Here is a 23,569-nt window from a genome sequence, read left to right as displayed (position 1 = left end):
GACACTCGTCGGATCGGAAACCCCCTGGGCTTGATTTCAGCTGGTCAACAGGCCACGCAGGTAAGCACCATATCCAGATTTCTCGAACTGCCCCGCCCTGGCGAGGAGATCATCGTCTGACAGGAACCCACAACGCCATGCAGCCTCTTCTGGGCAGCCCACCTGAAGACCCTGCCTGGCTTGAATGGCACGCACGAAGTTCCCGGCATCGTTGAGGGAGTCGAACGTCCCGGTATCCAACCAGGCGGTGCCGCGCGGCAGAAGCTCGACATGCAGACGTCGCTGTTCCATGTAGGTCCGATTGACGTCGGTGATCTCCAGTTCACCACGTGCCGAGGGCCTGAGACCACGAGCGACCTCAACGACATCGTTGTCATAGAAATAAAGCCCAGGCACCGCCCAATGTGACTTCGGATGCTCCGGCTTCTCCTCAATCGACAGTGCGAACCCATCATCGTCAATCTCGACGACGCCGTAAGCGCTCGGATCGGCAACCCGGTAACCAAAGACGAGGGCTCCGTCCACTGATTGAGCCTTGGCCTGGAGGCGAGTTCCCAACCCCGGCCCTGAGAAGATGTTGTCCCCCAGAATGAGGCACGATGAATCACTCCCGATGAATTCGGCCCCGATGGTGAACGCCTGAGCGAGACCCTTGGGTTCGGGCTGCACTGCGAACTCGATGGATATTCCAAACTGGGAACCATCGCCGAGCAAGTGGCGAAAGGCCTCGGCCTCATGAGGGGTGGTGATGACCAAGACATCCCGGATGCCGGCAAAGATCAAGGTCGTCAGTGGGTAGTAGATCATCGGCTTGTCGTAGACAGGCATGAGCTGTTTACTCGTCCCCAGAGTGATCGGGTGGAGTCGGGAGCCAGTACCACCGGCCAAGATGATGCCTCGCATGCCCCCCATCATGCCAGACATGATGAACACGACACGGCGCACGTTACACCGGCTGTACGTTCTTTCCGGGCATCATCGACATGAGCAACCGGATGAACGCGACACCGTCAGAGCACAAACCGAACAACTGCATGAGGGAGCTGTTCACACTGTGGCCGGCACGCTTCATGTGGACCATGTGCACGTGCTATATTCTGACCAATTCTACCGTAGCTACCGACAGACCCCCGTAACTCTCTGCAGAACCTTTGCCACTTCTCAAGGAGCAAACATGGACAGCAAAAACAGGCAAGCCCACGCAACTGAGCCATCGCAAGTATCGCGTCGGTCAGTGGCCAAGGGCACTGCTTGGGCAGTGCCGGCGATTACCAGCATGACTCTGGTGCCAGCCTTTGCGGCCAGCGCGCAGCGCAAGCAGGTCATCATCACCTTCGACGCAAAGAAACACAAAGAGACCATCCAGTGCGTACGGATACCAGCCGAAGCCACCGACATCCGCTATTCCATCCGCGGCGGAGCGGGCGGCGCAGGCCCCAAGGACAGCTGGGGCGAACGGGGCGGATCCGGTGCCGAAGTACTAGGCCAGATCCATCGGCCCGGCGAGGGTACGGCCGCCGCACAGGAGTTCACCATCTGGGGTGTGGCCGGTGGCTACGGGCCCACGGCCGCATGGAACGATAATGCCGTCGAGTTCGCAACCGGCTACGGCAACGGCGGTCCGTCAATGGGTGTGCCCTACCACACCAGTACCGTCTCAACTGAGCAATGGTCTGAACGTTGGTGCCACGGTGGCGGCGCCGGTTCGGCAATAGCCATCGGCGGTGACCCCGAGGGGCCAGGCCAGCTCGTGGCGGTGGCCGGCGGCGGCGGAGCCGCCGGTACAGGCACGTATTCGCGGGAGGCGGCGAATATGGGCCCCAACGTCTGGCCCGTCCGAGAGGGTGGCAACGGAGGCAACGGAGGCAAGAGCTGGGACGGCGCCGATGGCGGCCAGTCCCACTACGAGACGAAATATGCCCAGGTCACTGCAGCCGGCGGCTCGGGAGCCCGTGGCGGTCAGGGCGGCAACGGAGGTAGCACGGCAAATACCTCGTACGTCCCCAAAGACCTCGAGTTCGACAAGATCATTGCGGGCCAGGCCGGCGGCAACCACGGCAGCGGCAACCACGGTGGTGGCGACGGGGGTGCGCCTGTCAAGTTCGAGCGCAGGCGTAGCGTCAAGGGGGACGGTCACATTGATGACTACATCGCGCTGTCCTCGGCTGCGGGTGGCGGCGGCTACGCCGGCGGTGGTTCCGGGGCACTCGTCGTCATTTCACGCGATCCGATCTTGAAGTGGGCGGCCAGCGACGTCCCTGGACAGTTGGGGGCCATTGGTGCCGGCGGCGCTGGCAGCAGCTACCTCGCACCCAGCCTGGACGGTGGTTTCAGCGCGACCGGGGAGATCAACTTCCCCGACACTGGTGGCGTGCGCACCAATGGCACAGTGCACATGGCACCCAGTCTGCCGAAGAACTACGGCAAGCCCGGAAACGTCACGATCAGTTTCTGGGTCCCCGAGGACATGTCTTCAAAACCCAGGGACTACACCGACAAGTGCTGAGGCATTCTCGGATGCCCTCGTGACAGGGAGGGGAAGGTGAATCTGATTCACCTTCCCCTCCCTGATCTTTGAGGGATTGACCAACGACTGACACCTGCTCACGACACAAAGGACAGTCAGCGAGCGAATGTCAAGCACCTCGTGGCGGGATGGCGATGTTGGCTCTCACGTGCCGGGCCACCAACGGGGGACGTGGTACTGCATGAAGACGGTTTGATGTGAGGACGGTTCCGCCGCGAAACCATGCCGCCCCAGCCACGGGTGAAGCCATCAAGCATTGCTTCCTCTACACTGCCTGTTATGCACTCCCTTCTCGTCACTGGCGGAGCCGGATTCATCGGCAGCAACTTTGCCCACTGGATCATCAACAACACTGACGCCACAGTGACGGTGTTGGACGCCATGACGTATGCCGCCAGTGAGGCCTCCCTGGAAGGACTGCCGCGCAACCGATATCAGCTAGTACGCGGATCGGTGTGTGATGCTGATCTCGTCGACGAGCTCGTCTCCCATCACGACGCCGTCGTCCACTTCGCCGCTGAATCCCACAATGACAATTCCTTGGACGGCCCGGCCCCGTTCATCCAAACCAACATCGTCGGCACCTTCACCCTGTTACAAGCCGTCCGCAAACACGAAAAGCGGCTACACCACATTTCCACTGACGAGGTCTATGGCGATCTTCAACTCGACGACCCCACCAAGTTCACCCCACAAACTCGATACAACCCGTCGTCGCCCTACTCAGCTTCCAAAGCCTCCTCGGACCTTCTGGTACGTGCTTGGGTACGCTCATTCGGAGTCCAAGCCACCATCTCGAACTGCTCGAACAACTATGGCCCACGCCAGCACGTCGAGAAGTTCATCCCCCGTCAGATCACCGAAATCCTTGAGGGACGACGCCCCAAGCTCTACGGCAGCGGTCTCAATGTTCGCGACTGGATCCACGTCGACGACCACAACTCGGCCGTGTGGACGATCCTCGAACGCGGCACGATCGGCGAAACGTACCTCATCGGAGCCGACGGTGAACTCGACAACAAAACCGTCATCGAACTCATCCTTGAACTCATGGGCCAGCCCATCGACGGCTACGACCACGTCAACGACCGCCCCGGCCACGACCTGCGCTACGCCATCGACGCCACCAAGCTGCGCCAGGAACTCGGCTGGCAGCCCGAGTACACGAACTTCCGCGACGGCCTGGCAGCGACCATCGACTGGTACCGCGGCAATCAGTCGTGGTGGCTCCCCCAGAAGGAGACCACCGAGGCCGCCTACGCCGCGAAAGGGCAGTGATGAGTGACCTGAGCATCGACACCACCGACATCCCGGGCCTTCTCGTCCTGCACCTGCCCCTGCACGGTGACAACCGCGGCTGGTTCAAGGAGAACTGGCAACGCGAGAAGATGACCGCTCTCGGCCTACCTGATTTCGGACCAGTACAAAACAACGTGTCGCACAACGCCCAGGCAGGCGTCACCCGAGGCATGCACGCAGAACCGTGGGACAAGCTCGTCTCGGTGGCAACTGGGCGCATCCTCGGCGCCTGGGTGGATCTACGTGACGGGAACTCCTTCGGCAACGTCGTCACCGTCGAGATGGGTCCGGAAACCGCCGTGTTCGTCCCCCGGGGCGTCGCCAACGGCTACCAGGCCCTCGAGGACGGCACGACCTACACCTACCTCGTCAACGACCACTGGTCGGCCGAGGCCAAGAAGTCCTACACCTTCGTCAACCTCGCCGATCCGGCGTTGGGCATCAATTGGCCGATCTGCGTGGACCAGGCCGAGCTGTCCGAGGCTGACCGTCATCACCCACCGCTGAGCGGGGTCATCCCCTTCCGTAAGCCGCGCACCGTCGTGCTGGGATCCAACGGCCAGCTCGGCAAGGCACTGCGCCCACTCCTGCCCGACGCCGAGTTCACCACCCGAGAGACCCTCGACCTGTCCAACCCGGCCAGCCTAGGCACCTTCGACTGGAGTGGGGTCGGCACCATCATCAACGCCGCCGCCTACACCGCCGTTGACGCCGCCGAAGACCCGGCCAACCGTGCCACAGTCTGGGCCGCCAACGTCTCCGGCGTCGCCCAACTCGTCCGGATTGCCTCTGACCGACGCGCCACCTTGGTCCACGTCTCCAGTGACTACGTCTTCGACGGCACCAAAACCCTCCACAACGAGGACGAGGCGTTCAGCCCGCTGGGCATCTACGGCATCACCAAGGCCGCCGCCGACGAGATCGTCACCGCGTACCCCCGCCACTACGTGCTACGCACCAGCTGGGTCGTCGGCGAAGGCAACAACTTCGTCAACACCATGGCCAGTCTGGCCCGTCGCGGCATCAATCCTCAGGTCGTCTCCGATCAGCACGGTCGTCTCACCTTCACCCGTGACCTTGCCGCCGCAATCATCCACCTGCTGACGACCGGGGCACCCTTCGGCAGCTACAACATCTCCAACGAGGGACCGACGCAGACCTGGTTCGACATCGCGAACGAGATCTTCACCCTGCTGGGAGCCGACGGCACCGTCACCCCGACGACCGCCGCCGAATGGGGCAAGGGCAAGGACTTGGCACCGCGTCCCGAGCATTCCACCCTCGACCTGTCCCGCATCGAGGCCAGCGGGTTCACCCCGGCCACGACTGCTCATCGGCTGCGCGAGCACCTGGGCGTGACCAAGTGATGAATTTGGCAGCCCTCGGCACCACGGTGCAGATCGACGCATCCGGGACCGGGCTGGACCAGGGGGAGCTCCGCCACGCGTGGGCACGTTGCCTCAGCGCCCCGGATCCCGAACCGGTCCTGCTCACCCCCGGACCGATGACGGCATCCTCCCTGACCCAAGAGATCACCCGGAAACTCATCTCACGTCAGATTGGCCGCCTCCTCATGTTTCACGCCGGCGCGGTGTGTCACCCAGCCACTGGGGACTCAGTTGTCTTCATCGCCCCTGGCGGCACCGGGAAAACCACCCTTGCCACGTACCTGGGGCGACGATATGGATACATCAGCGACGAAACGGTTGCCATCGAGCCCGACACCTGGCGGATCTTCCCTTACCCCAAACCGCTGTCTACCCGTCGTCCCGACCTCTTGGGGGAGAAGGCAGAATTCAGCCCCGACGACCTGGGACTGCAGCCCTGCCACCCCGACCCCCACGTCAGCCACCTCGTGCTCCTGGCACGAGACGATTCCCACGACACTCTCACCACCCCCGTGCGGCGTCTTGACGCCATGGTGACGATGGCCGAACAGTCCTCGTCCCTCCACAAACTCCCCAAACCACTGTGCCTGCTGGCCGATCTCATCTCGCACGCCGGAGGGGTCTGGCAAGCCCAATACGCGGAGCACGACACCCTCGGACCATTCATTGAGGACCTTTTGGGGGCACCATGCTGATTCAGCGTGCCAACGTCACAGACATCTGGTTCGAGGACGACGAGGCACTCGTCATCGTCGATGATGCCATTTTCCGGCTCTCCCCCCTCGCCGTCGCGATATGGGACGTTCTCGAGACCCCACTCGAATTCGACGAGTTGGGTCGCGAACTCGAGGCCCTTGTCGGGCCACCGCCCGACGGTACATTGACCGAGGCGCTCACGAGTTTCGTCGGCACCATGACCCTCAACGGGATATTGATGAAAACATGACGCCACTTCATTGATAAGCTCCAGAGCGATGACTGGCGTAATCGAGGGGACACTTCGCACCGCGAGTCGCATCGAGCTGACACATGGCGTCCTACAACGGCTGGCCGACCGATGCGGCGCCGACGTGCTACACATCAAAGGCCCCACTGTCTCCCCAGAACTTCTGGAGCACTGCATCGTCAATGACGAGGACACCGTCATCCCACGCGGCTCCACGGACGCAGACGTCCTCGTGCGTCCTGAGCACCTCGCCCAGTTCGAGACCACACTCGCACATCACGGCTGGCACAAAGTGGTTGACTTCCATGACGGCTCGGCCTTCGGTCATGCGGCCAATTATTGGCACGAACTCCTTGGCTACGCCGACATCCACCGTCAATTCCCTGGCATCAACATCGCGCCCTCACCGGCATTCCAAGCCCTGTGGACCCGTCGTCAAGGAATCGACATCGCCCACACCCCCATCCACACTCCCAGCGTCACCGACCAGCGTCTCATCCTCCTGCTGCATGCCGCCCGCAGTGGCAACCCGAACCATCCCGACAAGGTGCGGTGCTGGGACGACGCCAGCGATCAGGAGCGCCAGACGGTGCGCAGCCTGGCCCGCGATCTCGACGCCCAGGTCGCCCTGGCCGCCGCCATCGGCGAACTGGAGCAGTACCGCGAACACCGCACCTATGACCTGTGGCGACAGTTCTCGACCGGCGACCCCAGTCGTCTGCACGAGTGGCGCGCTCGAGTCCGCGCCGCTCCCACCCGCAAGGAAGCCGTCAAGGTAGTTCTGAATTCCCTCGCTCTCAATCGACCGCACCTCCGCATGGACCTCGGCCATGACCTCACCTGCGCCGACATCGTTCGCGGCTACTGGGACCGCACCGTCAGGGCCTCTCAGGAGATCCTCCAGGTAGCCCGGAAACAGCTCAGGAAGCAGCTGGACCCCCGACACCGGAGGGGACACCGATGACGTGGCGGATCAGCCCCAACGTGGCCTGGACGTACGACGAGGATGGCGTGGCTGTGGCTACCGTCCCGGATACCCAGGTGTATCGCCTCGACAGCAGCGGCGGAATCATCTGGGACGCCGTCGCCGAGCGCCCGGGAGCGACGACCGACGAGATCGTCGCGGACGTTGCCGCCCTGATTCACGTGCCTGCCGACCATATCTGTGAGGACGTCATCAGCTACCTCCACCACCTGGAATCACTCGGTATCGTGATCGCGAGAGGTTGACGATCATGACCGAACACGCACAGTCGACGGCCCCGCTGCGAATCCATTTCGTCTGCACGGCCAATATCTGCCGCTCGGCGTATTGCCATGCCCGGGCAGCTCGCCTGTTCAATCCCTCGCGCTTCGAGGTCTCCAGCTCAGGCATCCAGGCCGAGGAAGGCCTGCCGATGTGGGAGCAGATGCGCCGCGAGCTAGAACGCCATCAAGCCGAGGCGGCCGCGACCTCCTCCCACCAGATCGAGATCGACGACGCGGTGGAAGCCGACCTCATATTGACGATGACGGCCGGACAACGGGACGCCATCGTCGAATGGTGGCCGCAAGTGATGAAACGGACCTTCACCCTGCCGCAATTCGTCGCAATCGCCAGTGAGCTCACCTGGGACGACCCCACTATGGACCCTCGACAGGTCATTGGCAAGGCATTTCAGAACCGTTTCGCGGCTGGCTCGACGGACGACATCGAGGACCCCTACCGTCGCAGCAGCGAGATCGTACGGGCCTGCGCCGACGAATTGGACGGACTTCTCGAGGATCTAGAACACATGCTGACCCCCGTGAGGCCCCGTCGCGCGGCAGAATGAGCACCATGCACCTCGATCTCGGCCTCGCCCAGACCATCAACCGCGCAACCCACGTCACCCGCGGATTCCGCCGCATCGTCATGGTGACCGCCACCGGGGACAACCGTCCCAATCGCCTCGTCGCCGATCTCACCGACGAGTTCTCCCGCCGTGGAATCGAGGTGTCACAGCTTCCGATCGAAGAATCCAAGGACACCACGGCCCCCTCGTCGGTGCCAGCCCCGGCCCGCAAGGTCCTGAAAAAGTGGTCACTCCACCGTCAGGAGAAGGCTCGCCAGGACCTCGGCGAGAGCCTCGACCACCAGTCCGCGATCATCGTGACCGATCCCAGCCGTCTCGACGAGATCGCTGATCTCCCGGTCGCTGGTCAGGCCGACCGTCCGGTCGTCGTCCTGCTCGTCACCGACCCCGACAAGGCTCCTGATGAGCTCCCCCAGCTCGTCGACCTCGTCGTCACCCCGAACCCCGACACCAATCCCTGGAAGCACCTCGGTGTTCCGGTGCACTCCATCGGTGTGCCGGCCGCAGGCGCCAGCCCGACCCCTGGTGACCGTCCGAAGCGAGTCGCCCTGCTCGGCCCATGCACCGATGAGGAGCTCTCGGAAGCCCTCGCCACCTTCGACCGAGCCTGCCAGGTCGTCCCCGGCTGGTCCCTGGAGGTATGCCTCGACGACGAGACCCGCATCCACTCCGCAGTGGCAGCCCGCCGTGACGTCGGAATCCACCCGGCCGGATCTGAGAACACCATCATGAACCAGAGTGAGTTGGCCCTGGTCCTGACCCGCGAGGAGGACCTAGCCTCCCGGATCCTCGACGCCGCTGGTGCCGGACTGCCCGCCATCGCCTACGCCGACACCCCTGCGGCAGCTGACATCCTCTCTCGCAGCGGGTATCCGGCCACGAACATGGAGGAACTGGCCAGCGCTCTCTCCCAGGGCATGGCTGATGCCCCGCTGCGTCGTATCCAGCGCGAGTCTGCGGCCGAGGTCGTCTCCGGCCATGGCAGCTCGAAGATCGGCGACGCATGGCTCGACCTCATGTTCACCGTGGGGCGCAGCCGCCGCTGACCTTCCCACCGGCCCCGGTGGCGCTTCCGAAGCCGCTTTCGAGTGCAACGTCCGCCACGCGGAACACGGCCGTCACAGGGTATCGTCAGACCTTCTGGGTACACTCGCATGGTGGTAGTCCGTGTGAAACGGACGACCAGCCTGACATGTCAGCCGGAAGGAGGAGCCGGGTGGGTTTCCTGGACAAGGTCGAGAAGTCGATCGAAGGCGCCGTCAGTGGCGTCTTCGCGCGCGCCTTCCGTGGTGAGGTTGAGCCGGTGGAGATCGCCGGTCGGCTGCAGCGCGAGCTCGACTCCGAGGCGCAGATCCTGTCCCGCGACAAGTCACTGGTTCCCAATGATTTCGTGGTCCGGCTGTCCAGCCATGATTACGAGCGTCTCGTCCCCTACACCAAGACCCTCAATGCCGAGATCATCCCGACTCTGCGTGATCACGCCAGCGAGCGTCACTACGTGTTCAACGGACCCATCCACATCCGTTACGACCTGGACGGCTCCCTGCCGGTCGGCAAATTCACCGTTCTGACGGGCGAGAACCACGCCAAGGCCACCGCTGGCCGTCGTGCGCCGCTGGTACTGGAGGTCAACGGGGTGCGTCATCCCCTCACTCCCCCGGGCCTGACGATCGGCCGAGGTTCCGATGCTGACATTCGCATCAACGATCCGGGCATTTCTCGTCTCCATGCTCGTGTCAACGTCTGGCCCCAGGGCGACGGAATCGGCCTGTCCATCGAGGATCTCAACTCCACCAATGGGGTGTCGGTCAACGGAGTCAAGGTCTCCAGCGCTGAGATCAGCGACGGGTCACGCATCGAGATCGGCTCCACACGGATGCTGGTCCATTCTCCGACGGGGATGTGATCGTGAGCGAATTCCTCGTCACGCTGTTACGCATTGCCTACTTGGCGGTGTTGTGGATCTTCATCCTGCTCGTCACGAACGTCATTCGTACCGACATCTACGGTCACCGGGTACCTCACAATGCTGAAGCCGCTGCCGTGGGTCCTGGGCGAGGTGGTAAGGGCCGCAAGGCTCGTCGTCGTGAGGTCGCCCCGGTACCGACTGGTCTGCAGGTCATCTCCGGCAGTGGGGCCGGCACATATGTCCCGCTGGCCAACGGCGTCACCGTGGGGCGCGGCAACGACTGCACCCTTCCCATTGACGACGACTACGCCTCCACCCGCCATGCCGAGTTCAGCCCCGGCATCGACGGCGCGTGGTTCGTCGAGGATCTGGCCTCGACGAATGGCACCCATGTCAACGGTGAGCGCATCGAGAACCCGACGCGCCTGTCGGTGGGGGACGAGGTGCGAATTGGCAGGACCGTCATGACCGTCACCGGCGGGCGGTGAGCGATGGCCTTCTCCCTCGACGTTCGATGCCACTCCGAAATTGGCCTGGTGCGACGCAACAACCAGGACTCGGGGTACGTCTCCCCGAGGATGCTCGTCGTCGCCGACGGCATGGGCGGTGCCGCCGCAGGTGACCTCGCCTCCACCGTCGCCGTGCGTCACGTCACCCGAGCTGACGAGAGGTTCTCCGGGGAGGACTCCCCGTGCCGCCCGCAGGGAGAGGAGATGCTCACCGTTCTGGCTGGTGCGGTGGCTGACGCCAATGACGAACTGGCCGACCTCGTGGCGTGGGACTCCTCCCTGGAGGGCATGGGGACGACCTTCTGCGGAGCGATGTTCTCAGGCACCCAGCTCGGCGTGGTCCACATCGGTGACTCCCGCGGCTACCTGCTGCGTCAGGGCCGCATGAAGCGGATGACCCACGACCACTCGTGGGTGCAGTCCCTCATCGATGATGGTCGGATCACCCCCGAGGAGGCCGCCGTTCATCCGCATCGGTCTCTCCTTCTCAAGGTGCTCAATGGCCAGCCCCAGCACGTCCCGGACACCCAGATCGTGGATCTTCGGTTGGGAGACCGCATTCTCTTCTGCTCTGACGGACTGTGCGGTCTCGTCGACGACGAGACGATCGCCGAGCACCTCAGCACCACCAATCTGGACGACGTCGTCGATCTGCTGGCGACGGACGCCCATGCCGGTGGCGGCACCGACAACATCACCATCGTCGTCGCCGAGGTCGTCGGGGCTGATCCCGTCCTGGACGCCTCCGAGCCCCACATCATCGGGGCAGCGACGACCCGCAAGGTTCCCGAGCACGAGGTCACCGCTCCGCTCTCCGTCGAGCAACCGTCCTCCGCGACGAAGGACGCCGGCACGTCGACCGTGCTCTTCGACTCCGAGGCGGAGGAGTCGATGCGCTATGCGCCCGTGGATTCCCGGACCCGCCGTCGTCGCCACTGGCTGTGGCCCGTGGTCGTCCTCGCCGTCGCCGCTGTCGTCGTCGGCGGCATCTTCGGCACTCGCGCCTACCTCAACACCCAGTACTACGTGGGTACCGACGGCAACGCGGTGGCGATTTATCAGGGATCACCGGACAGCCTGGCGTGGATCCAGCTCTCCCACGTCGCTGAGACGACGGACGTCAAGACCACTGATCTTCCGCGCTACTACCGAAATCGAGTCTCGGAGAACATCCGCGTCTCCTCGATGGAGTCCGCCCACTCCACGGTTGCTGAGCTGCGTACCGGAGCCGAGCATTGCAAGGCCGTGCGCGAAATGGCGACGACCCCGCCTGCTGCCCCGACCAGACCCTCGACGACCCCGTCGGCATCACCTCAATCGTCCGCCAGCAGTTCCGGTATTCCTCACCCGTCCGCAGTACCGACCCCCGCGATGCCCTCACCGAGCGCCTCGGGGCATGAGGTGAACCTCCCCGCCGTCAGTTCGGGTGATTGCTGATGAGTGTCGTACCGGAATTCGATGACGGCACCGTCGTCGTCCAGTCCAAGAGACGCTGGACGGAACTCTTCATGCTTCTCATCGCCTGGGCCATTGGCTTCGGCGGCTGGGTACTCACCGAGCTCAACATCAACCATGAGTTGCCCGAGACCTGGATGACGGTCGGCGGTGTGTGGCTGGGGATGGCTGTCATCGCGCACATCTTCGTGAGGATCGTCATTCCTTACGCCGACCCCGTGATTCTTCCCATCGTCTTCACCCTCAATGGGCTCGGGCTCGCGATGATCCACCGCATCGACCTTGTCCCCGACCCGAACAAGAACCGGATGGACACCCAGGCCATGTGGACGGCCCTGGGCCTCATCTTGTTCCTGACGACCCTGCTCGTCCTGCGGGATCATCGCAAACTGCAGAAGTACCCCTACGTGCTGTTCATCGTCGGCCTGGGATTCCTCTTGCTGCCCCTGGTCCCCGGCCTGGGGATGTCAGTGCTCGGATCGCGAGTGTGGATCCGCATTGGCTCCTACAGCTTCCAGCCTGCCGAGGTGTCGAAGGTGGTGCTAGCCATCGCCTTCGCGGCTTACCTTGTGGACAACCGCGACGTCCTCTCCCGCGCCGGCCACAGAATCCTGGGCATCACCCTGCTGCGTGCCCGTGATCTCGGCCCGATCGCAGTGATGTGGGTCGCGACGATGCTCGTCATCGTCTACCAGAATGACCTGGGCACCGGAATGCTCTTCTACGGCATGTTCGTCGTCATGCTGTACCTCACGACCGAGCGTGTCGGATGGGCGATTCTGGGAGCGGTCAGCCTCGTCGGTGGCGCGGCGCTGGCGTACGCCTTCTTCGGCCACGTCCGCATCCGTTTCGATTCCTGGCTGCACCCCTTCACCGATTACAGCCAGAATTACCAGATCATCCAGGCTCAGTTCGGGCTCGCCTGGGGTGGTCTCGCCGGACGCGGCTGGGGGCTGGGACGTCCCGGGATGGTGCCCTTGGCATGGAGCGACTTCATCGCGACTTCGATCGGAGAGGAACTCGGCGTCACTGGCCTCATGGCCGTCATCATGATGTTCTTCATCCTCACCGCTCGCGGTATGCGCACCGCCCTCGGCTGCCGTGACGAGTTCGGCAAGCTCATGGTCGCTGGACTGTCCTTCACCCTTGCTCTCCAGGTCTTCGCCATCATCGGTGGCGTCACCCGGCTACTGCCCCTTACCGGTCTGACGACGCCATTCATGAGCCAAGGCGGGTCGTCCCTGGTGGCCAACTGGATCATCGTCGCGATCATCATGATCGTGTCGCACCGGAACCGAAAACCTGACGACGACTTCGTCGCCACTGTTCCCGCCGACCCCCAGGCCCAGAACGCCACCGCCGTCATCCCGAACGGAGGCACGCGATGAACAAGCAGATTCGCGGAGTCTCCCTGCTCGCTGGGCTGATGTTCCTGGCCCTCATGGCCAATCTCACCGGATCGGCCATCTTCCGGCAGGCCAGCCTCAACAACGATCCTCGCAACGTTCGAGTGCGCGACGCCGAGTTCTCCCAGAACCGGGGCGACATCCTCGTCGGTTCGATGCCCATCGCGACCACCAAGTCGAGCGACGGCAAATTCGCCTACCAGCGCGTCTACCCCTCCGGGCCGGAGTACGCTCCCATCACCGGGTACTACTCCTACTACTACGGGCGTTCCATGCTCGAGCAGACCCAGAATGCCCAGCTGACGGGTACCTCCGACACCCAGTGGCTTTCCCGAATCACGGGGACGTTGTCCGGTCACAAGCCTGAAGGTGGCTCGATCACGACGACGATCAACGCCAAGGCCCAGGACGCCGCATGGGAAGGCCTCAGAGGCAAGAAGGGCGCTGTCGTCGCGATGGACTACACCACTGGCGCGGTGCTGGCCATGGCGTCCTCCCCCTCCTACGACCCCAACGATCTGGCCTCCCAACGCCTCAACGACACCAGCCAGGCGTGGAAGGAACTCGTTGCGGACAAGTCGTCTCCGTTGTCCAACCGCGCCAGCCGTGAGATCTACCCTCCCGGTTCGACCTTCAAACTGGTGACGGCCGCTGCGGCCCTGCAGAACGGTTACAACCCGAACTCCACAGTGGATGCGCCGGAGAATTGGACCCTACCGGGCACCCGCACTCCGTTGACGAACGAGACCTATTGCGGGGGCAAGCAGATCACTCTCACCCGTGCCCTCGACATCTCGTGCAACACCGCCTTCGGCAAGCTCGGAGTGGGCCTGGGCCAAGACAAGATCAATGCCCAGGCTGAGGAATTTGGATTTGGCAAGGTCGTCGACTCCGACATCTCGTCGGTCGCCTCGAAGTTCCCCAAGGACATGACCGATGCTCAGCTCGCGCAGAGTTCCATCGGCCAGTTCGACGTCGCAGCCTCCCCTCTCCAGATGGCGATGGTGACTGCCGGCATCGCCAATGGCGGCAAGCTCATGACGCCGTATCTCACCGCGCAGGTCCGGGCATCGAACCTTCAGGTGGTTTCCGAGCATCGTCCCAAGCAGATGTCTCAGCCGATGACGAAGGAGTCGGCCGAGCAACTGAAGTCGATGATGGTCTCGGTGGTCAACAACGGCACTGGTAAGAGGGCACGCATTGACGGGGTCACTGTGGGCGGCAAGACCGGTACTGCGCAGACGATGAAGGGGAAGGCTCCCTACGCGTGGTTCGTGGGGTGGTCGGACAAGCCACACGTCGCAGTGGCGGTCTTCGTCCAATCCTCAGACACCGCCATCGACGAGGTCTCCGGAGGCCGACTCGGGGCTCCCATCGCCAGAGATGTCATCGAGGCGATGAGATGACAATTAGACAGACAACCAGCACACTTCACCACGTCTCACCACAAAGGGGATCCCTCAATGAGCACTGAGAGTTGGCTCTCCGGGCGTTACGAACTGCAGAACCTCATCGGCCGTGGCGGCATGGCCGATGTCTGGAGGGCCCGCGATCACCGTCTCGGTCGCGACGTCGCGGTCAAGAGGTTGCGCGCCGACCTCGCCAGCGACGACACCTTCCAGGCGAGGTTCCAGCGTGAGGCACAGTCGGCTGCGCGCCTCAACCACCCGAACATCGTCGCCGTGTATGACACTGGTGAGACGCAAGATCCGACAACCGGCCTGCAGGTGCCTTACATCGTCATGGAACTCATTGACGGTCACACCCTGCGCGACGTGCTGCGCGACGGCCGCAAGATCCTTCCCCGCCGCGCCCTCGAGTTCACCCAGGGTGTGCTCGATGCGCTGAGCTACTCCCACGCCGCCGGCATCGTCCACCGTGACATCAAGCCGGCCAACGTCATGCTCACCCGTGAGGGGTACGTCAAGGTGATGGACTTCGGCATCGCCCGCGCGGTTGCCGACACCTCTGCCACCATGACCCAGACGGCAGCCGTCATCGGCACCGCCCAGTACCTCTCCCCGGAGCAGGCTCGCGGCGAGACAGTCGACAACCGAGCCGACATCTATGCCACCGGCTGTCTGCTGTACGAGCTGTTGGTCGGACGCCCGCCGTTCATCGGTGACTCCCCCGTCTCAGTGGCTTACCAGCACGTCCGCGAGATCCCGGCACCGCCGTCCTCGCTGGATTCCGAGATCACTGGCGAGATGGACGCCATCACCCTCAAGGCGCTGGCGAAGGAGCGGGCTGATCGCTACCAGACCGCCAAGCAGATGCGTGACGACATTGATCGCCTGCTGTCAGGGCGCGAACCGCTGGCGATGCAGGCTCACGCCGATCCCGATGCCGACACGGAGGAGCAGACCCACCTCATCCCCGCTGCTGCGGCAACGGCCGCCGCGCCTCCTGCCGCGCCGGCTGCCGCTGCACAGCGAGACGAGGCCACCCCCGCTCAGACCGAGAGCCCTGCAGAACCGGAAGAGCCCAAGCGCAAGCGTTGGCCGGTCGTCCTCGTGACGATCCTGGTCGTCGCGTTGCTCGCGCTGCTCGGATTCGGGTTGCACAGGATGCTCGGGCCTTCCTCGGCCCCCACCTCGTCGCCGACGCCGTCGAAAACCGTGAAGATGGTCGATGTCCCGGCGGTCACTGGTCTGAGCCAGCAGGGAGCCACGTCGACCCTCGAGAATGCCGGCCTCAAGGTGAAGGTCGAGCACGTCCAGAAGGACGAGTCGACTGCCAACCAGGTTGTCTCGCAGAATCCTGCTGCCAACCAGAAGGTCCATGAGGGCAGCAAGGTGACGATCACCGTCAATGACGGGCCAAAGAAGTTGACGATCCCGCAGAACATCGTCGGGATGCCGAAGTCGGATGCCGTCAAGGCCCTCAAGGACGCCGGATTCTCGGACAACCAGATCAGGGTCAACGACGATGACCCCAAGACCGAGGCGAATACCGCCAAGGCGGGCACCGTTGACTCCGTCCGCCCGAGTGCGGGTACCTCTCTGACCCCTGAGCAGCAGGTGACGCTGACGGTCGCGACTGGTAAGTCGGTCGTCCCCAACCTCAAGGGCATGAGCGTCAAAGAGGCCTACGCCGCTGCCAGCTCGAACGGATTCTCCATCTCCGTGGAGCGTCAGACGACATCCTCGGCTGCCCCCGGCACGGTGTTCAGCCAGGACCCGGATTACGGGGCCACTGCCAAGAGGTCGACCGCCATCAAGGTGCTCGTCGCCGTGAAGCCGTCGGAACCGACCCACGAGGCCCCGACGAGCCCTACTCCGAGCGAGGACGACCCCTCACCGGTTCCGACGTCGACGGCCAGTCCGTCGTCATCTCACGGCTGAATCAGCGGTCCGCCGCGCTCATCAGCGGGCTCATCTGGCTGGCGCGGGAGGGGGCTTCCGGGTCCCCGCACTCCATCAGCCAGGTGGCGAGCATCTGGTGACCGTGCTGGGAGAGTACTGACTCGGGGTGGAACTGCACCCCCTCGACCGGCAGTCTGCGGTGACGCAGGCCCATGACAACACCGGTGTCCGTGCGTGCTGTCACTTCCAGCTCGGCCGGGATCTCGTCCACGGCCAAGGAGTGGTAGCGAGTGACGACGAGCGGGTCTGGCAAGCCAGCGAAAACCCCCTTACCTTCGTGGTGAATCGGCGAGGTCTTGCCGTGCAGCTGTTCCTCGGCGCGTCCGACATGACCTCCCCACGCAATGGCCATAGCCTGCATGCCCAGGCACACACCAAAGATCGGTCGGCGGGCGCCGCGCAGGATGTCCACGCACACTCCGGCGTCCTCCGGATGTCCGGGGCCGGGTGACAGCAGGATGCCGTCGAAGGGATCCCACCACTGCGGATCCTCGAAGAGAGGATCATCGTTGCGAACCACCGTGGTGTCTGCCCCGATCTGTCCCAGGTAGGACACGAGATTCCACACGAAGGAGTCATAGTTGTCGACGACGAGGATCCTGGCTGTCATGGGATCATTGTGTCGTAGGCCGGCGTCGAGACGCCATCATGCTCAGGTTGTGTCAGGCGCACCGACTCAGCGGGGAGTGGCGTGGCCCATGGCGACGGTGCCGGTGTAGGCCGGCATCGTGACCGTACCGACCCGCTCCACCGACCATCCGAGCTGGTAGGCACTCACGTACCCCTTGTAGATGCGCACCGCCTCGGAGGTGTCGAGAGCTTGCTCCATGGCGGCGCGGTCCCCAATCGCCTCGATGACGTAGGGCGGGGCGTAGGCGACTCCGTGCAGGACGACGGTGTTGCCGACACATTTCACGGCTGTAGTGGAGGTCACTCGTTGTCCCTGGATGGTCATGGCTTCCGCTCCCCCAGCCCAGAGGGTGTTGACGACCATCTGGATGTCCTGCTGGTGGACGACGAGCATGTTGGCGTCGACCCCATCGGGATTCTCGCTGAGGGGAGCGTCATCAAGGGTGACCCGCAGTGCCTTGCCGCTGACAGCTCCCAGACCCACCGAGGGCGCCAAGGCTGACGCCGAGGGGACGGTCGAGGAGGTGACGCCCGGGGTCTGATCGGCCTTGGAGAGCTCGTCAACCTGGGCTCGCAGGCTGGCTGCCTCTTTCTGCAGGGCGGCATTGTGACTGGCCTGATTACGGACGAGGGTGGCCATGTCAGTGTCCCGTTCGGGACGAAGGTCATGACCACGCGAATTGACCGCGGCCGTCGTCATCATGAATCCGGCCGTCACCATGACGAGCACCGTGGCGAATCTGGCCAGCCGTGGATGACGAGAGTCCGAGCGGATGTCCTGGATGAGGGGGCCACCGACGACGTCCTCACTTGCCTCTTCGGGCGTGTCAGCCCCGTCAGGCGCAGGGTCAGTGACGGGAGAAGGATCGGAATGCTCAGGGGTGGAGTCATCACGACGGACGTCCTCGGCGTCGTCGTCGCTCATCGTCCCCTCCTCGCAGCCCGACCCGTGTCGCCGGAATTGGCGATCGTCCTCTAGACTAGCCAGGTAACACTTGTCCCAATCACGCTCGGTGGGCGTGTCCTCGAAACCCCAGGAGTAGTCACCGTGCCCGAATCCAAGGTCAGACCGGAAGCCAAGGAGAAGGCCCAGGCCAAGAACCGGGCCAAGGTCGAGGAGCGCCGGGCCGAGAAGAAGGCTGCGCCGGTTGATCGTTCCTGGGTGCCGAAGGTGTTCGTCCCCCTCTTCCTACTCGGTGTGCTGTGGCTGATCGTCTACTACATCGCAGGTAACCAGATCCCCGGCATGAAGGATCTCGGCGACTGGAACGTCCTCATCGGCATGTGTCTCATGGCTGCCGCTTTTGGCGTCGCGACGCTGTGGAAGTGATCCAGTGAACCAGAAGCGGCCAAAATGTGGACGAATTGTTCTTTTTGAGGAAAACCTGGGAAACTTCGGTGGAATCCATACGGTGACGCGCGCTCTACACTCCGGCTTTTCTTCACAAAACGCACCGGTTGAATTTGCCTCACTGGAAGAACCTGTAGGTCATTTCAAAAACGCATTCGTCATCAACCGAGGAAAGTCTTCTACTTCACTTCATCGGTTCGCATCGGACTATCCGGGGCCACTCGGCATCAAGTACGGGTTAAAGCGCCTTCACACGCCGATATGGAAACTTTGGCGACATGTTCGCATATTTGCATACCTTATCCGCCTCGGCGCAAACGGTGTGATTATTTCGACTACTCCTGAAATCGTCAAATCGTTACACTTTCACCTAAAGGCCCTGAAGCATTTCCAGCTTTCCCCGATAGTGCTCCAGCAACTCCACTCTTCATTTGACGGGATAACAAACCATTGGGACCTCGCGGGCCCTCTCAAGGCTACACTTGATGTCACAGACAGGCTTGTACTCCTCTCGGATTCCGACAGTGATGCATTTTCACGCATGAGCATAGCAAAGTGCACTGTCATTCCAAATCCTTGCACCATACCAATACACTACGAGCGCTCTCTGAAACCTAAAAAAACCGACAAGCCGCATCGCATGGTTTTCGTTGGACGACTCAGCGGTGAAAAGCGTGTGGACCTTATTATATCCGCCTTCGATGCAGCGCTCGCCAAACGGCCAGATATCCGCAAGTCTTGGGTTCTTGAAATTTACGGCGCCGGCGTGGACGCTAAATATCTCACTCAGGTGCGAGATAAATCACACTACGCTACTAATATCCGTTTCATGGGCCGTATCGACAATATTGAGCAGGTCTTTTGTGGGGCCGATCTTTCTGTCTTGGCATCGTCTTTTGAAGGTTTGCCAATGACACTCATTGAATCAATCCGATGTGGCACGCCACCGATTACTACTCGCTGTTCGGATGCGACCACGCAAATCACCACTAGGTGCGGCTTCCTGTGTGACGGGGATGACATTCGCACAATCTCTACCGTGATGCTAGAGGCCATGGATGAGATCATCATCTCGCCCGCAAAGCGCTTGGCATGCTTCGAGGTTGGACGCGAATTTGACCTTAAACCTATCATGGACTCATGGTGGGCGCTCATTGATTCATGCCGTAGTGAACGAAACCGCCAGAGATGTACTTCGGCGCGATGATGGCAGGGCCGAGATCTCATGGAGCCCAGAGCGGATAAGGCTCTAAGACTTGGTTCGCAGTCTTGGTCCAGATGAGAAGTTCGAGGTGTGTTCGAGGAGTTCAGTCTCCGAGCGCCCCACTCCATCTGCGCCGCGCGGTCCAGGCCTCACTCACGACAGCGGTCCACGCATGCGTCGCGGCTGCCAGCGTACGATCAACGCTCCTTTTGTATCGTAGTTGCTCGTCGGCCATCGCACGCAAGAGTTCTGTTGACAGTGCTTCAACACTGCCGTCACATGAGGCGTAGCCGCATGTACCACAGAACAACTCTCTGACCCCAGGCGACGAAGGTGTGGATACGGTCGGGACCCCGCACGAAGCAGCTTCCATCATCGGCATCGAAAATCCTTCAAACATGGAGCCCATGAGGCTTAACTAACTTTTCTTGAAAACATGACACGGATCATCAGTGGTGCCACAAAATCGTATTCTATACCTGCTTTTTCTGAATTTATAGTCTCAATTACAGATGGCACATCAGGGCCATCGCTATAGATTTCAAGTTCCCAACTTGTTTCATTATGAAATACTCGAGTCATGTACCATCCTTCTGTCGATTTCTCGATCGAGCTATGCCCACCAACTTGGTTACGACGGTCAGCGCTTCAATGCGAATCCGCAACAAGATGCTAACGCTCAGGCTTGAGCAGCGGGAAGAGGATCGTCTCACGGATACCGGCGTCGGTGAACAGCATCACCAGACGGTCGACGCCGAGTCCCAGACCGCCCATGGGCGGGCAGCCGAACTCGAGGGCTTCGAGGAAGTCCTCGTCGAGCTGCATGGCTTCCGGGTCACCGGCCGCAGCGGCCAGGGACTGCTTGGTGAGAACCTCGCGCTGGATGACGGGGTCAACGAGCTCCGAGAACCCAGTGCCGCGCTCCATACCGCCGATGATGAGGTCCCAGGCCTCGACCATGCGCGGGTCGTCGCGGTGCGGGCGGGCCAGGGGCTGGGCGATGGCCGGGTAGTCGCAGACAAAAGTGGGGTTGATGAGTTCAGGCTCGACGAGCTCGCCGAAGAGCTCCATGACGACCTTGCCGGCCTCCCAGGACGGATCGAGTTCGATCTCGTGTTCGGCAGCAATGGCCTGCAATTCCTCCAGCGGAGTGTCGAGGGTGACCTCGCGTCCCAACTTCTCCGACAGGCCCGGGTAGACGCTGACCCAGCGCCACTCCCCATCAAGGTCGATGGTGCCCTTGGGCGTCTCGATCTGGTGGATGTCGAGGGCGTCGGCCACCTCCATGATGATGTCCTTGATGACCTCGGCGATGGTGAACTGGTTACCCCAGCTCATGTAGGCCTCGAGCATGGAGAACTCGGCCGAGTGGCTGGAGTCGATGCCCTCGTTGCGGAAGACACGGCCCATCTCGTAGACACGGTCGGTGCCGCCCACCATCGCGCGCTTGAGGTAGAGCTCAAGGGCGATGCGCAGGCTCATATCGATGTCGAAGGCATTGAGGTGGGTGTTGAACGGACGAGCCGCGGCACCACCGTGGACCAGCTGCAGGATCGGGGTCTCGATCTCCAGGAAGCCACGCTCATCGAGGGCGTGACGCACTGCGCGGGTGATGATGGCGCGGGTGCGCACCATCTGACGGGACTCGTCGCGGACGACCAGGTCGGCGTAGCGACGACGCACCCGGGACTCCTCCGAAAGCTCCTTGTGGAGGGTCGGCAGGGGACGCAGAGCCTTCGATGCCATCCGCCACTCCGAGGCCATGATGGACAGTTCGCCACGGCGGGAAACGACGACACGGCCACGCACCCACACGTGGTCTCCGAGGTCGACGTCGGACTTCCATGCCGCCAGGGCCTCGTCGCCGACCTCGGCCTTGGAGAGCATGACCTGCAGACGTTCGCCATTGGAAGTCTCGGTGAACCCGTCCTGGAGGCTGGCGAAGCAGAGTTTGCCGGTATTGCGGACGAAGACGACACGCCCGCCGATGGTGACCTCGTCGGTGGTCTCCTCGCCGGGGGCCAGGGTCAACTCGCCGAGGTCGTCGGTGTACTTCTGACGGATCTGGGCCAGGGTGTGGTCGCGCAGCAGGTCAACCGGGTAGGCCTGGCCTCCGTCGGCAATGATCCGGGCCCGCTTGTCGAGACGAACCTGCATCTGCTCGGAGACCTCAGGGGACTGGCTGGAAACGGTGTCAGAACTCACCGGGAAATCCTATCGAAGAGGAGGGGAGGGAACGATTTGGCCAAGCCATGTTTTTCGTGCATCCCCTCGGGACACAATGATGACGGATCAAGCTACCCCTCAGCCACCTTCAACCCACCAGCGGCCAAGGCACCTCTGGCCCTCGATGCCAACGCAGGCAACGTCCCAGACACTTTCGTCTTCGTCGCCCAGAGCTTCGCACTGGGGCGCCAGGCCGCCGCGACCTCGTCCCACACCGGCGAGATCGAGGAGTCGTCGTCAATCTTGCGACCCAGATCAGCCAGGTCCCCGACGACGTCCTCGTTGCCGACCAACGTCTTGAAGGACGTCGGCGTCGTCATTCTCTCGGCCTTACCAGCTGGGATGAGACCACGCCCCGTCAGCAATTCGGGCTGGTCGTCGAGGGCGTCAGCAAAGTCCAATGCCTCACTCGGCGTCTTGCATCCCTTGAGGACCACCCACGACGAGCCCTGATACGACGCCACCCGTGAATCACTGCCCTCGAGCGGAGGAATGGTGGTGACCTTCCAATGGTGCCGCCCAGCCCCGACGGCAGTCGTGAGATCCGGAAGATCAGCGGGAGCGCCAATGTGTCCGACAATCTTCCCGGAGGAGAAATCGGTCTGCACCGACTCCCATCCATGAGATACGACGAGTTGCTTGGCCTCGACCATCCGCTGCAACTCGTCGGTGAGCTTGCGCACCCCGTCAGAATCGATCCCAACCCGCCAGGTCGTGTCATTCAGCGGGACGAACCATGGCGATCCTGTGGTGTCGGACACCGCTGCCAGCCACCCGGTTTTCTCAACCGGCATATCTGACACCGCCTTGCCCGTAGACGCCAGAATCGTGGCCGCGGCACGGAACTCCTCCCAGTTCTTGGGAGCTGACACATGGGCCTCGGACCAGGCGTCGGAATCGTAGAAGAGGACCATCGGGGAGGTGTCCATCGGAAGTCCGTATGTCCGCCCCTGGTACGCAACCCGCGACATCGGGCCGCGGTCGTACTTGTCGCGGTACTGCTCGGCGTACTGGGTGACATCCTCCAGCACCCCGTGATGGGCCAATTTCGCCACCGACGTGCTCGGCACCTGAGCCATGCAGGGAGCCTTGCCCTCCTCAACCGACGTCTCCAAGGTGTTGAGGTACGTGTCGGTCGTCGAGGAGATCGCGTGCAAATTGAGTGTCACACCAGGGTTACGACGCTGGTACCCGTCACCGGCGCTCTCCAAGCTCGGCAGGTCAGATGCCATGGACATCCGATGCCAGACCTCGACCGAATCGTCACGACTAGGCTTGGCAAGTGGTGTCGACGTCTGTGAACACGCAGCTGTGCCGACGAGAAGCACCCCCGCCACCACAAGGGCCAGCTTGCGTCTCATCGTCACCTCTCACGGCACAGCGGATTCAGTGTCTCACAGCCTACCGACAAGGCCGACCCGTCTGACGACATGCGGACAACACTGCCCATCTCCTCTAAGGTGTCGATCGTGCCGCTCGCGGCCGCCCGGCAGATCCTCTGACGCCGGTTGCACATGTC

24 protein-coding genes are annotated in these 23,569 nt (G+C 62.6%); 17 read left to right on the top strand and 7 right to left on the bottom strand.

The window, feature by feature from the left end; genetic code table 11:
* Positions 1-36: 36 nt before the first annotated feature.
* The gene (gene rfbA, locus HMPREF9153_RS05955; protein ID WP_015583397.1) at positions 37-903 is read right to left on the bottom strand and encodes a glucose-1-phosphate thymidylyltransferase RfbA; all 867 of its coding nucleotides are present in this window, start codon (positions 901-903) and stop codon (positions 37-39) included.
* 373 nt (positions 904-1,276) lie between these two features.
* Between rfbA and HMPREF9153_RS05950 the strand changes: the two genes are divergently transcribed.
* From HMPREF9153_RS05950 to pknB, 15 genes are all read left to right on the top strand, one after another.
* Positions 1,277-2,506: a hypothetical protein gene (locus HMPREF9153_RS05950; RefSeq protein WP_004810322.1), complete on the top strand. Its 1,230-nt coding sequence runs from the start codon at positions 1,277-1,279 to the stop codon at positions 2,504-2,506.
* 300 nt (positions 2,507-2,806) lie between these two features.
* Positions 2,807-3,805 carry a dTDP-glucose 4,6-dehydratase gene (rfbB, locus tag HMPREF9153_RS05945; RefSeq protein WP_004810321.1) on the top strand — a complete coding sequence of 333 codons (999 nt, stop codon included), beginning with the start codon at positions 2,807-2,809 and terminating at the stop codon, positions 3,803-3,805.
* Positions 3,805-5,193, top strand: coding sequence for a sugar nucleotide-binding protein (locus HMPREF9153_RS05940; RefSeq protein ID WP_004810320.1), 1,389 nt, complete (start codon positions 3,805-3,807; stop codon positions 5,191-5,193). Before rfbB ends, HMPREF9153_RS05940 begins: the two co-directional genes overlap by 1 nt.
* Positions 5,193-5,909, top strand: coding sequence for a hypothetical protein (locus HMPREF9153_RS05935; RefSeq protein WP_004810319.1), 717 nt, complete (start codon positions 5,193-5,195; stop codon positions 5,907-5,909). The genes HMPREF9153_RS05940 and HMPREF9153_RS05935 overlap by 1 nt, the downstream gene beginning before the upstream one ends.
* Positions 5,903-6,160: a hypothetical protein gene (locus HMPREF9153_RS05930; RefSeq protein ID WP_004810318.1), complete on the top strand. Its 258-nt coding sequence runs from the start codon at positions 5,903-5,905 to the stop codon at positions 6,158-6,160. The genes HMPREF9153_RS05935 and HMPREF9153_RS05930 overlap by 7 nt, the downstream gene beginning before the upstream one ends.
* 28 nt (positions 6,161-6,188) lie before the next feature.
* Positions 6,189-7,124: a nucleotidyltransferase family protein gene (locus HMPREF9153_RS05925; protein WP_004810317.1), complete on the top strand. Its 936-nt coding sequence runs from the start codon at positions 6,189-6,191 to the stop codon at positions 7,122-7,124.
* A complete protein-coding gene (locus tag HMPREF9153_RS05920) occupies positions 7,121-7,390 on the top strand; it encodes a PqqD family protein (protein WP_004810316.1) in 270 nt (89 codons plus the stop codon). The genes HMPREF9153_RS05925 and HMPREF9153_RS05920 overlap by 4 nt, the downstream gene beginning before the upstream one ends.
* 5 nt (positions 7,391-7,395) lie before the next feature.
* Positions 7,396-7,974 (top strand): arsenate reductase/protein-tyrosine-phosphatase family protein, encoded by a 579-nt coding sequence (locus tag HMPREF9153_RS05915; RefSeq protein ID WP_036979661.1) that lies wholly within the window; start codon positions 7,396-7,398, stop codon positions 7,972-7,974.
* Between the two features lie 5 nt (positions 7,975-7,979).
* Positions 7,980-9,041, top strand: coding sequence for a glycosyltransferase (locus HMPREF9153_RS05910; RefSeq protein ID WP_015583403.1), 1,062 nt, complete (start codon positions 7,980-7,982; stop codon positions 9,039-9,041).
* 170 nt (positions 9,042-9,211) lie between these two features.
* The gene (locus tag HMPREF9153_RS05905; protein WP_015583404.1) at positions 9,212-9,901 is read left to right on the top strand and encodes an FHA domain-containing protein; all 690 of its coding nucleotides are present in this window, start codon (positions 9,212-9,214) and stop codon (positions 9,899-9,901) included.
* A gap of 2 nt (positions 9,902-9,903) precedes the next feature.
* Positions 9,904-10,392, top strand: coding sequence for an FHA domain-containing protein FhaB/FipA (locus tag HMPREF9153_RS05900; RefSeq protein ID WP_036980066.1), 489 nt, complete (start codon positions 9,904-9,906; stop codon positions 10,390-10,392).
* Positions 10,393-10,395: 3 nt separating this feature from the next.
* Positions 10,396-11,850 carry a PP2C family protein-serine/threonine phosphatase gene (locus tag HMPREF9153_RS05895; RefSeq protein ID WP_004810311.1) on the top strand — a complete coding sequence of 485 codons (1,455 nt, stop codon included), beginning with the start codon at positions 10,396-10,398 and terminating at the stop codon, positions 11,848-11,850.
* A complete protein-coding gene (locus HMPREF9153_RS05890; protein ID WP_004810310.1) occupies positions 11,850-13,256 on the top strand; it encodes an FtsW/RodA/SpoVE family cell cycle protein in 1,407 nt (468 codons plus the stop codon). Before HMPREF9153_RS05895 ends, HMPREF9153_RS05890 begins: the two co-directional genes overlap by 1 nt.
* Positions 13,253-14,680, top strand: coding sequence for a peptidoglycan D,D-transpeptidase FtsI family protein (locus HMPREF9153_RS05885; protein ID WP_004810309.1), 1,428 nt, complete (start codon positions 13,253-13,255; stop codon positions 14,678-14,680). Before HMPREF9153_RS05890 ends, HMPREF9153_RS05885 begins: the two co-directional genes overlap by 4 nt.
* Before the next feature lie 57 nt (positions 14,681-14,737).
* Positions 14,738-16,618, top strand: a complete 1,881-nt coding sequence (pknB, locus tag HMPREF9153_RS05880; protein ID WP_004810308.1) for a Stk1 family PASTA domain-containing Ser/Thr kinase — start codon at positions 14,738-14,740, stop codon at positions 16,616-16,618.
* Position 16,619: 1 nt separating this feature from the next.
* Here the strand turns inward: pknB and HMPREF9153_RS05875 are convergent, their stop codons facing one another.
* Both HMPREF9153_RS05875 and HMPREF9153_RS05870 read right to left on the bottom strand, forming a co-directional pair.
* A complete protein-coding gene (locus tag HMPREF9153_RS05875; protein ID WP_004810307.1) occupies positions 16,620-17,249 on the bottom strand; it encodes an anthranilate synthase component II in 630 nt (209 codons plus the stop codon).
* Positions 17,250-17,315: 66 nt separating this feature from the next.
* The gene (locus HMPREF9153_RS05870) at positions 17,316-18,194 is read right to left on the bottom strand and encodes a DUF881 domain-containing protein (RefSeq protein WP_004810306.1); all 879 of its coding nucleotides are present in this window, start codon (positions 18,192-18,194) and stop codon (positions 17,316-17,318) included.
* Between the two features lie 123 nt (positions 18,195-18,317).
* Between HMPREF9153_RS05870 and HMPREF9153_RS05865 the strand changes: the two genes are divergently transcribed.
* Entirely contained in the window at positions 18,318-18,599 is a 282-nt protein-coding gene (locus tag HMPREF9153_RS05865) for a cell division protein CrgA (RefSeq protein ID WP_004810305.1), read from the top strand.
* A 4-nt stretch (positions 18,600-18,603) separates the two neighbouring features.
* Entirely contained in the window at positions 18,604-19,827 is a 1,224-nt protein-coding gene (locus HMPREF9153_RS05860) for a glycosyltransferase (RefSeq protein WP_024049627.1), read from the top strand.
* A gap of 100 nt (positions 19,828-19,927) precedes the next feature.
* On the opposite strand, the gene HMPREF9153_RS12945 is transcribed toward HMPREF9153_RS05860, so the two are convergent.
* From HMPREF9153_RS12945 to HMPREF9153_RS05850, 4 genes are all read right to left on the bottom strand, one after another.
* The gene (locus tag HMPREF9153_RS12945; RefSeq protein ID WP_169311831.1) at positions 19,928-20,224 is read right to left on the bottom strand and encodes a glycosyltransferase; all 297 of its coding nucleotides are present in this window, start codon (positions 20,222-20,224) and stop codon (positions 19,928-19,930) included.
* Positions 20,225-20,238: 14 nt separating this feature from the next.
* Complete coding sequence (locus HMPREF9153_RS12210; protein ID WP_024049625.1) at positions 20,239-20,406, bottom strand: hypothetical protein; 168 nt, start codon at positions 20,404-20,406, stop codon at positions 20,239-20,241.
* A 90-nt stretch (positions 20,407-20,496) separates the two neighbouring features.
* Complete coding sequence (lysS, locus tag HMPREF9153_RS05855; RefSeq protein ID WP_004810303.1) at positions 20,497-22,029, bottom strand: lysine--tRNA ligase; 1,533 nt, start codon at positions 22,027-22,029, stop codon at positions 20,497-20,499.
* 92 nt (positions 22,030-22,121) lie between these two features.
* Positions 22,122-23,411, bottom strand: coding sequence for an ABC transporter substrate-binding protein (locus tag HMPREF9153_RS05850; RefSeq protein WP_036979655.1), 1,290 nt, complete (start codon positions 23,409-23,411; stop codon positions 22,122-22,124).
* Between the last annotated feature and the right edge of the window lie 158 nt (positions 23,412-23,569).

This window comes from Cutibacterium avidum ATCC 25577 (assembly GCF_000227295.1).
Classification (GTDB): Bacteria; Actinomycetota; Actinomycetes; order Propionibacteriales; family Propionibacteriaceae; genus Cutibacterium; species Cutibacterium avidum.
The sequence above is the reverse complement of the archived record's forward strand: the minus strand, read 5'-3'. Positions and strand labels throughout refer to the sequence as shown.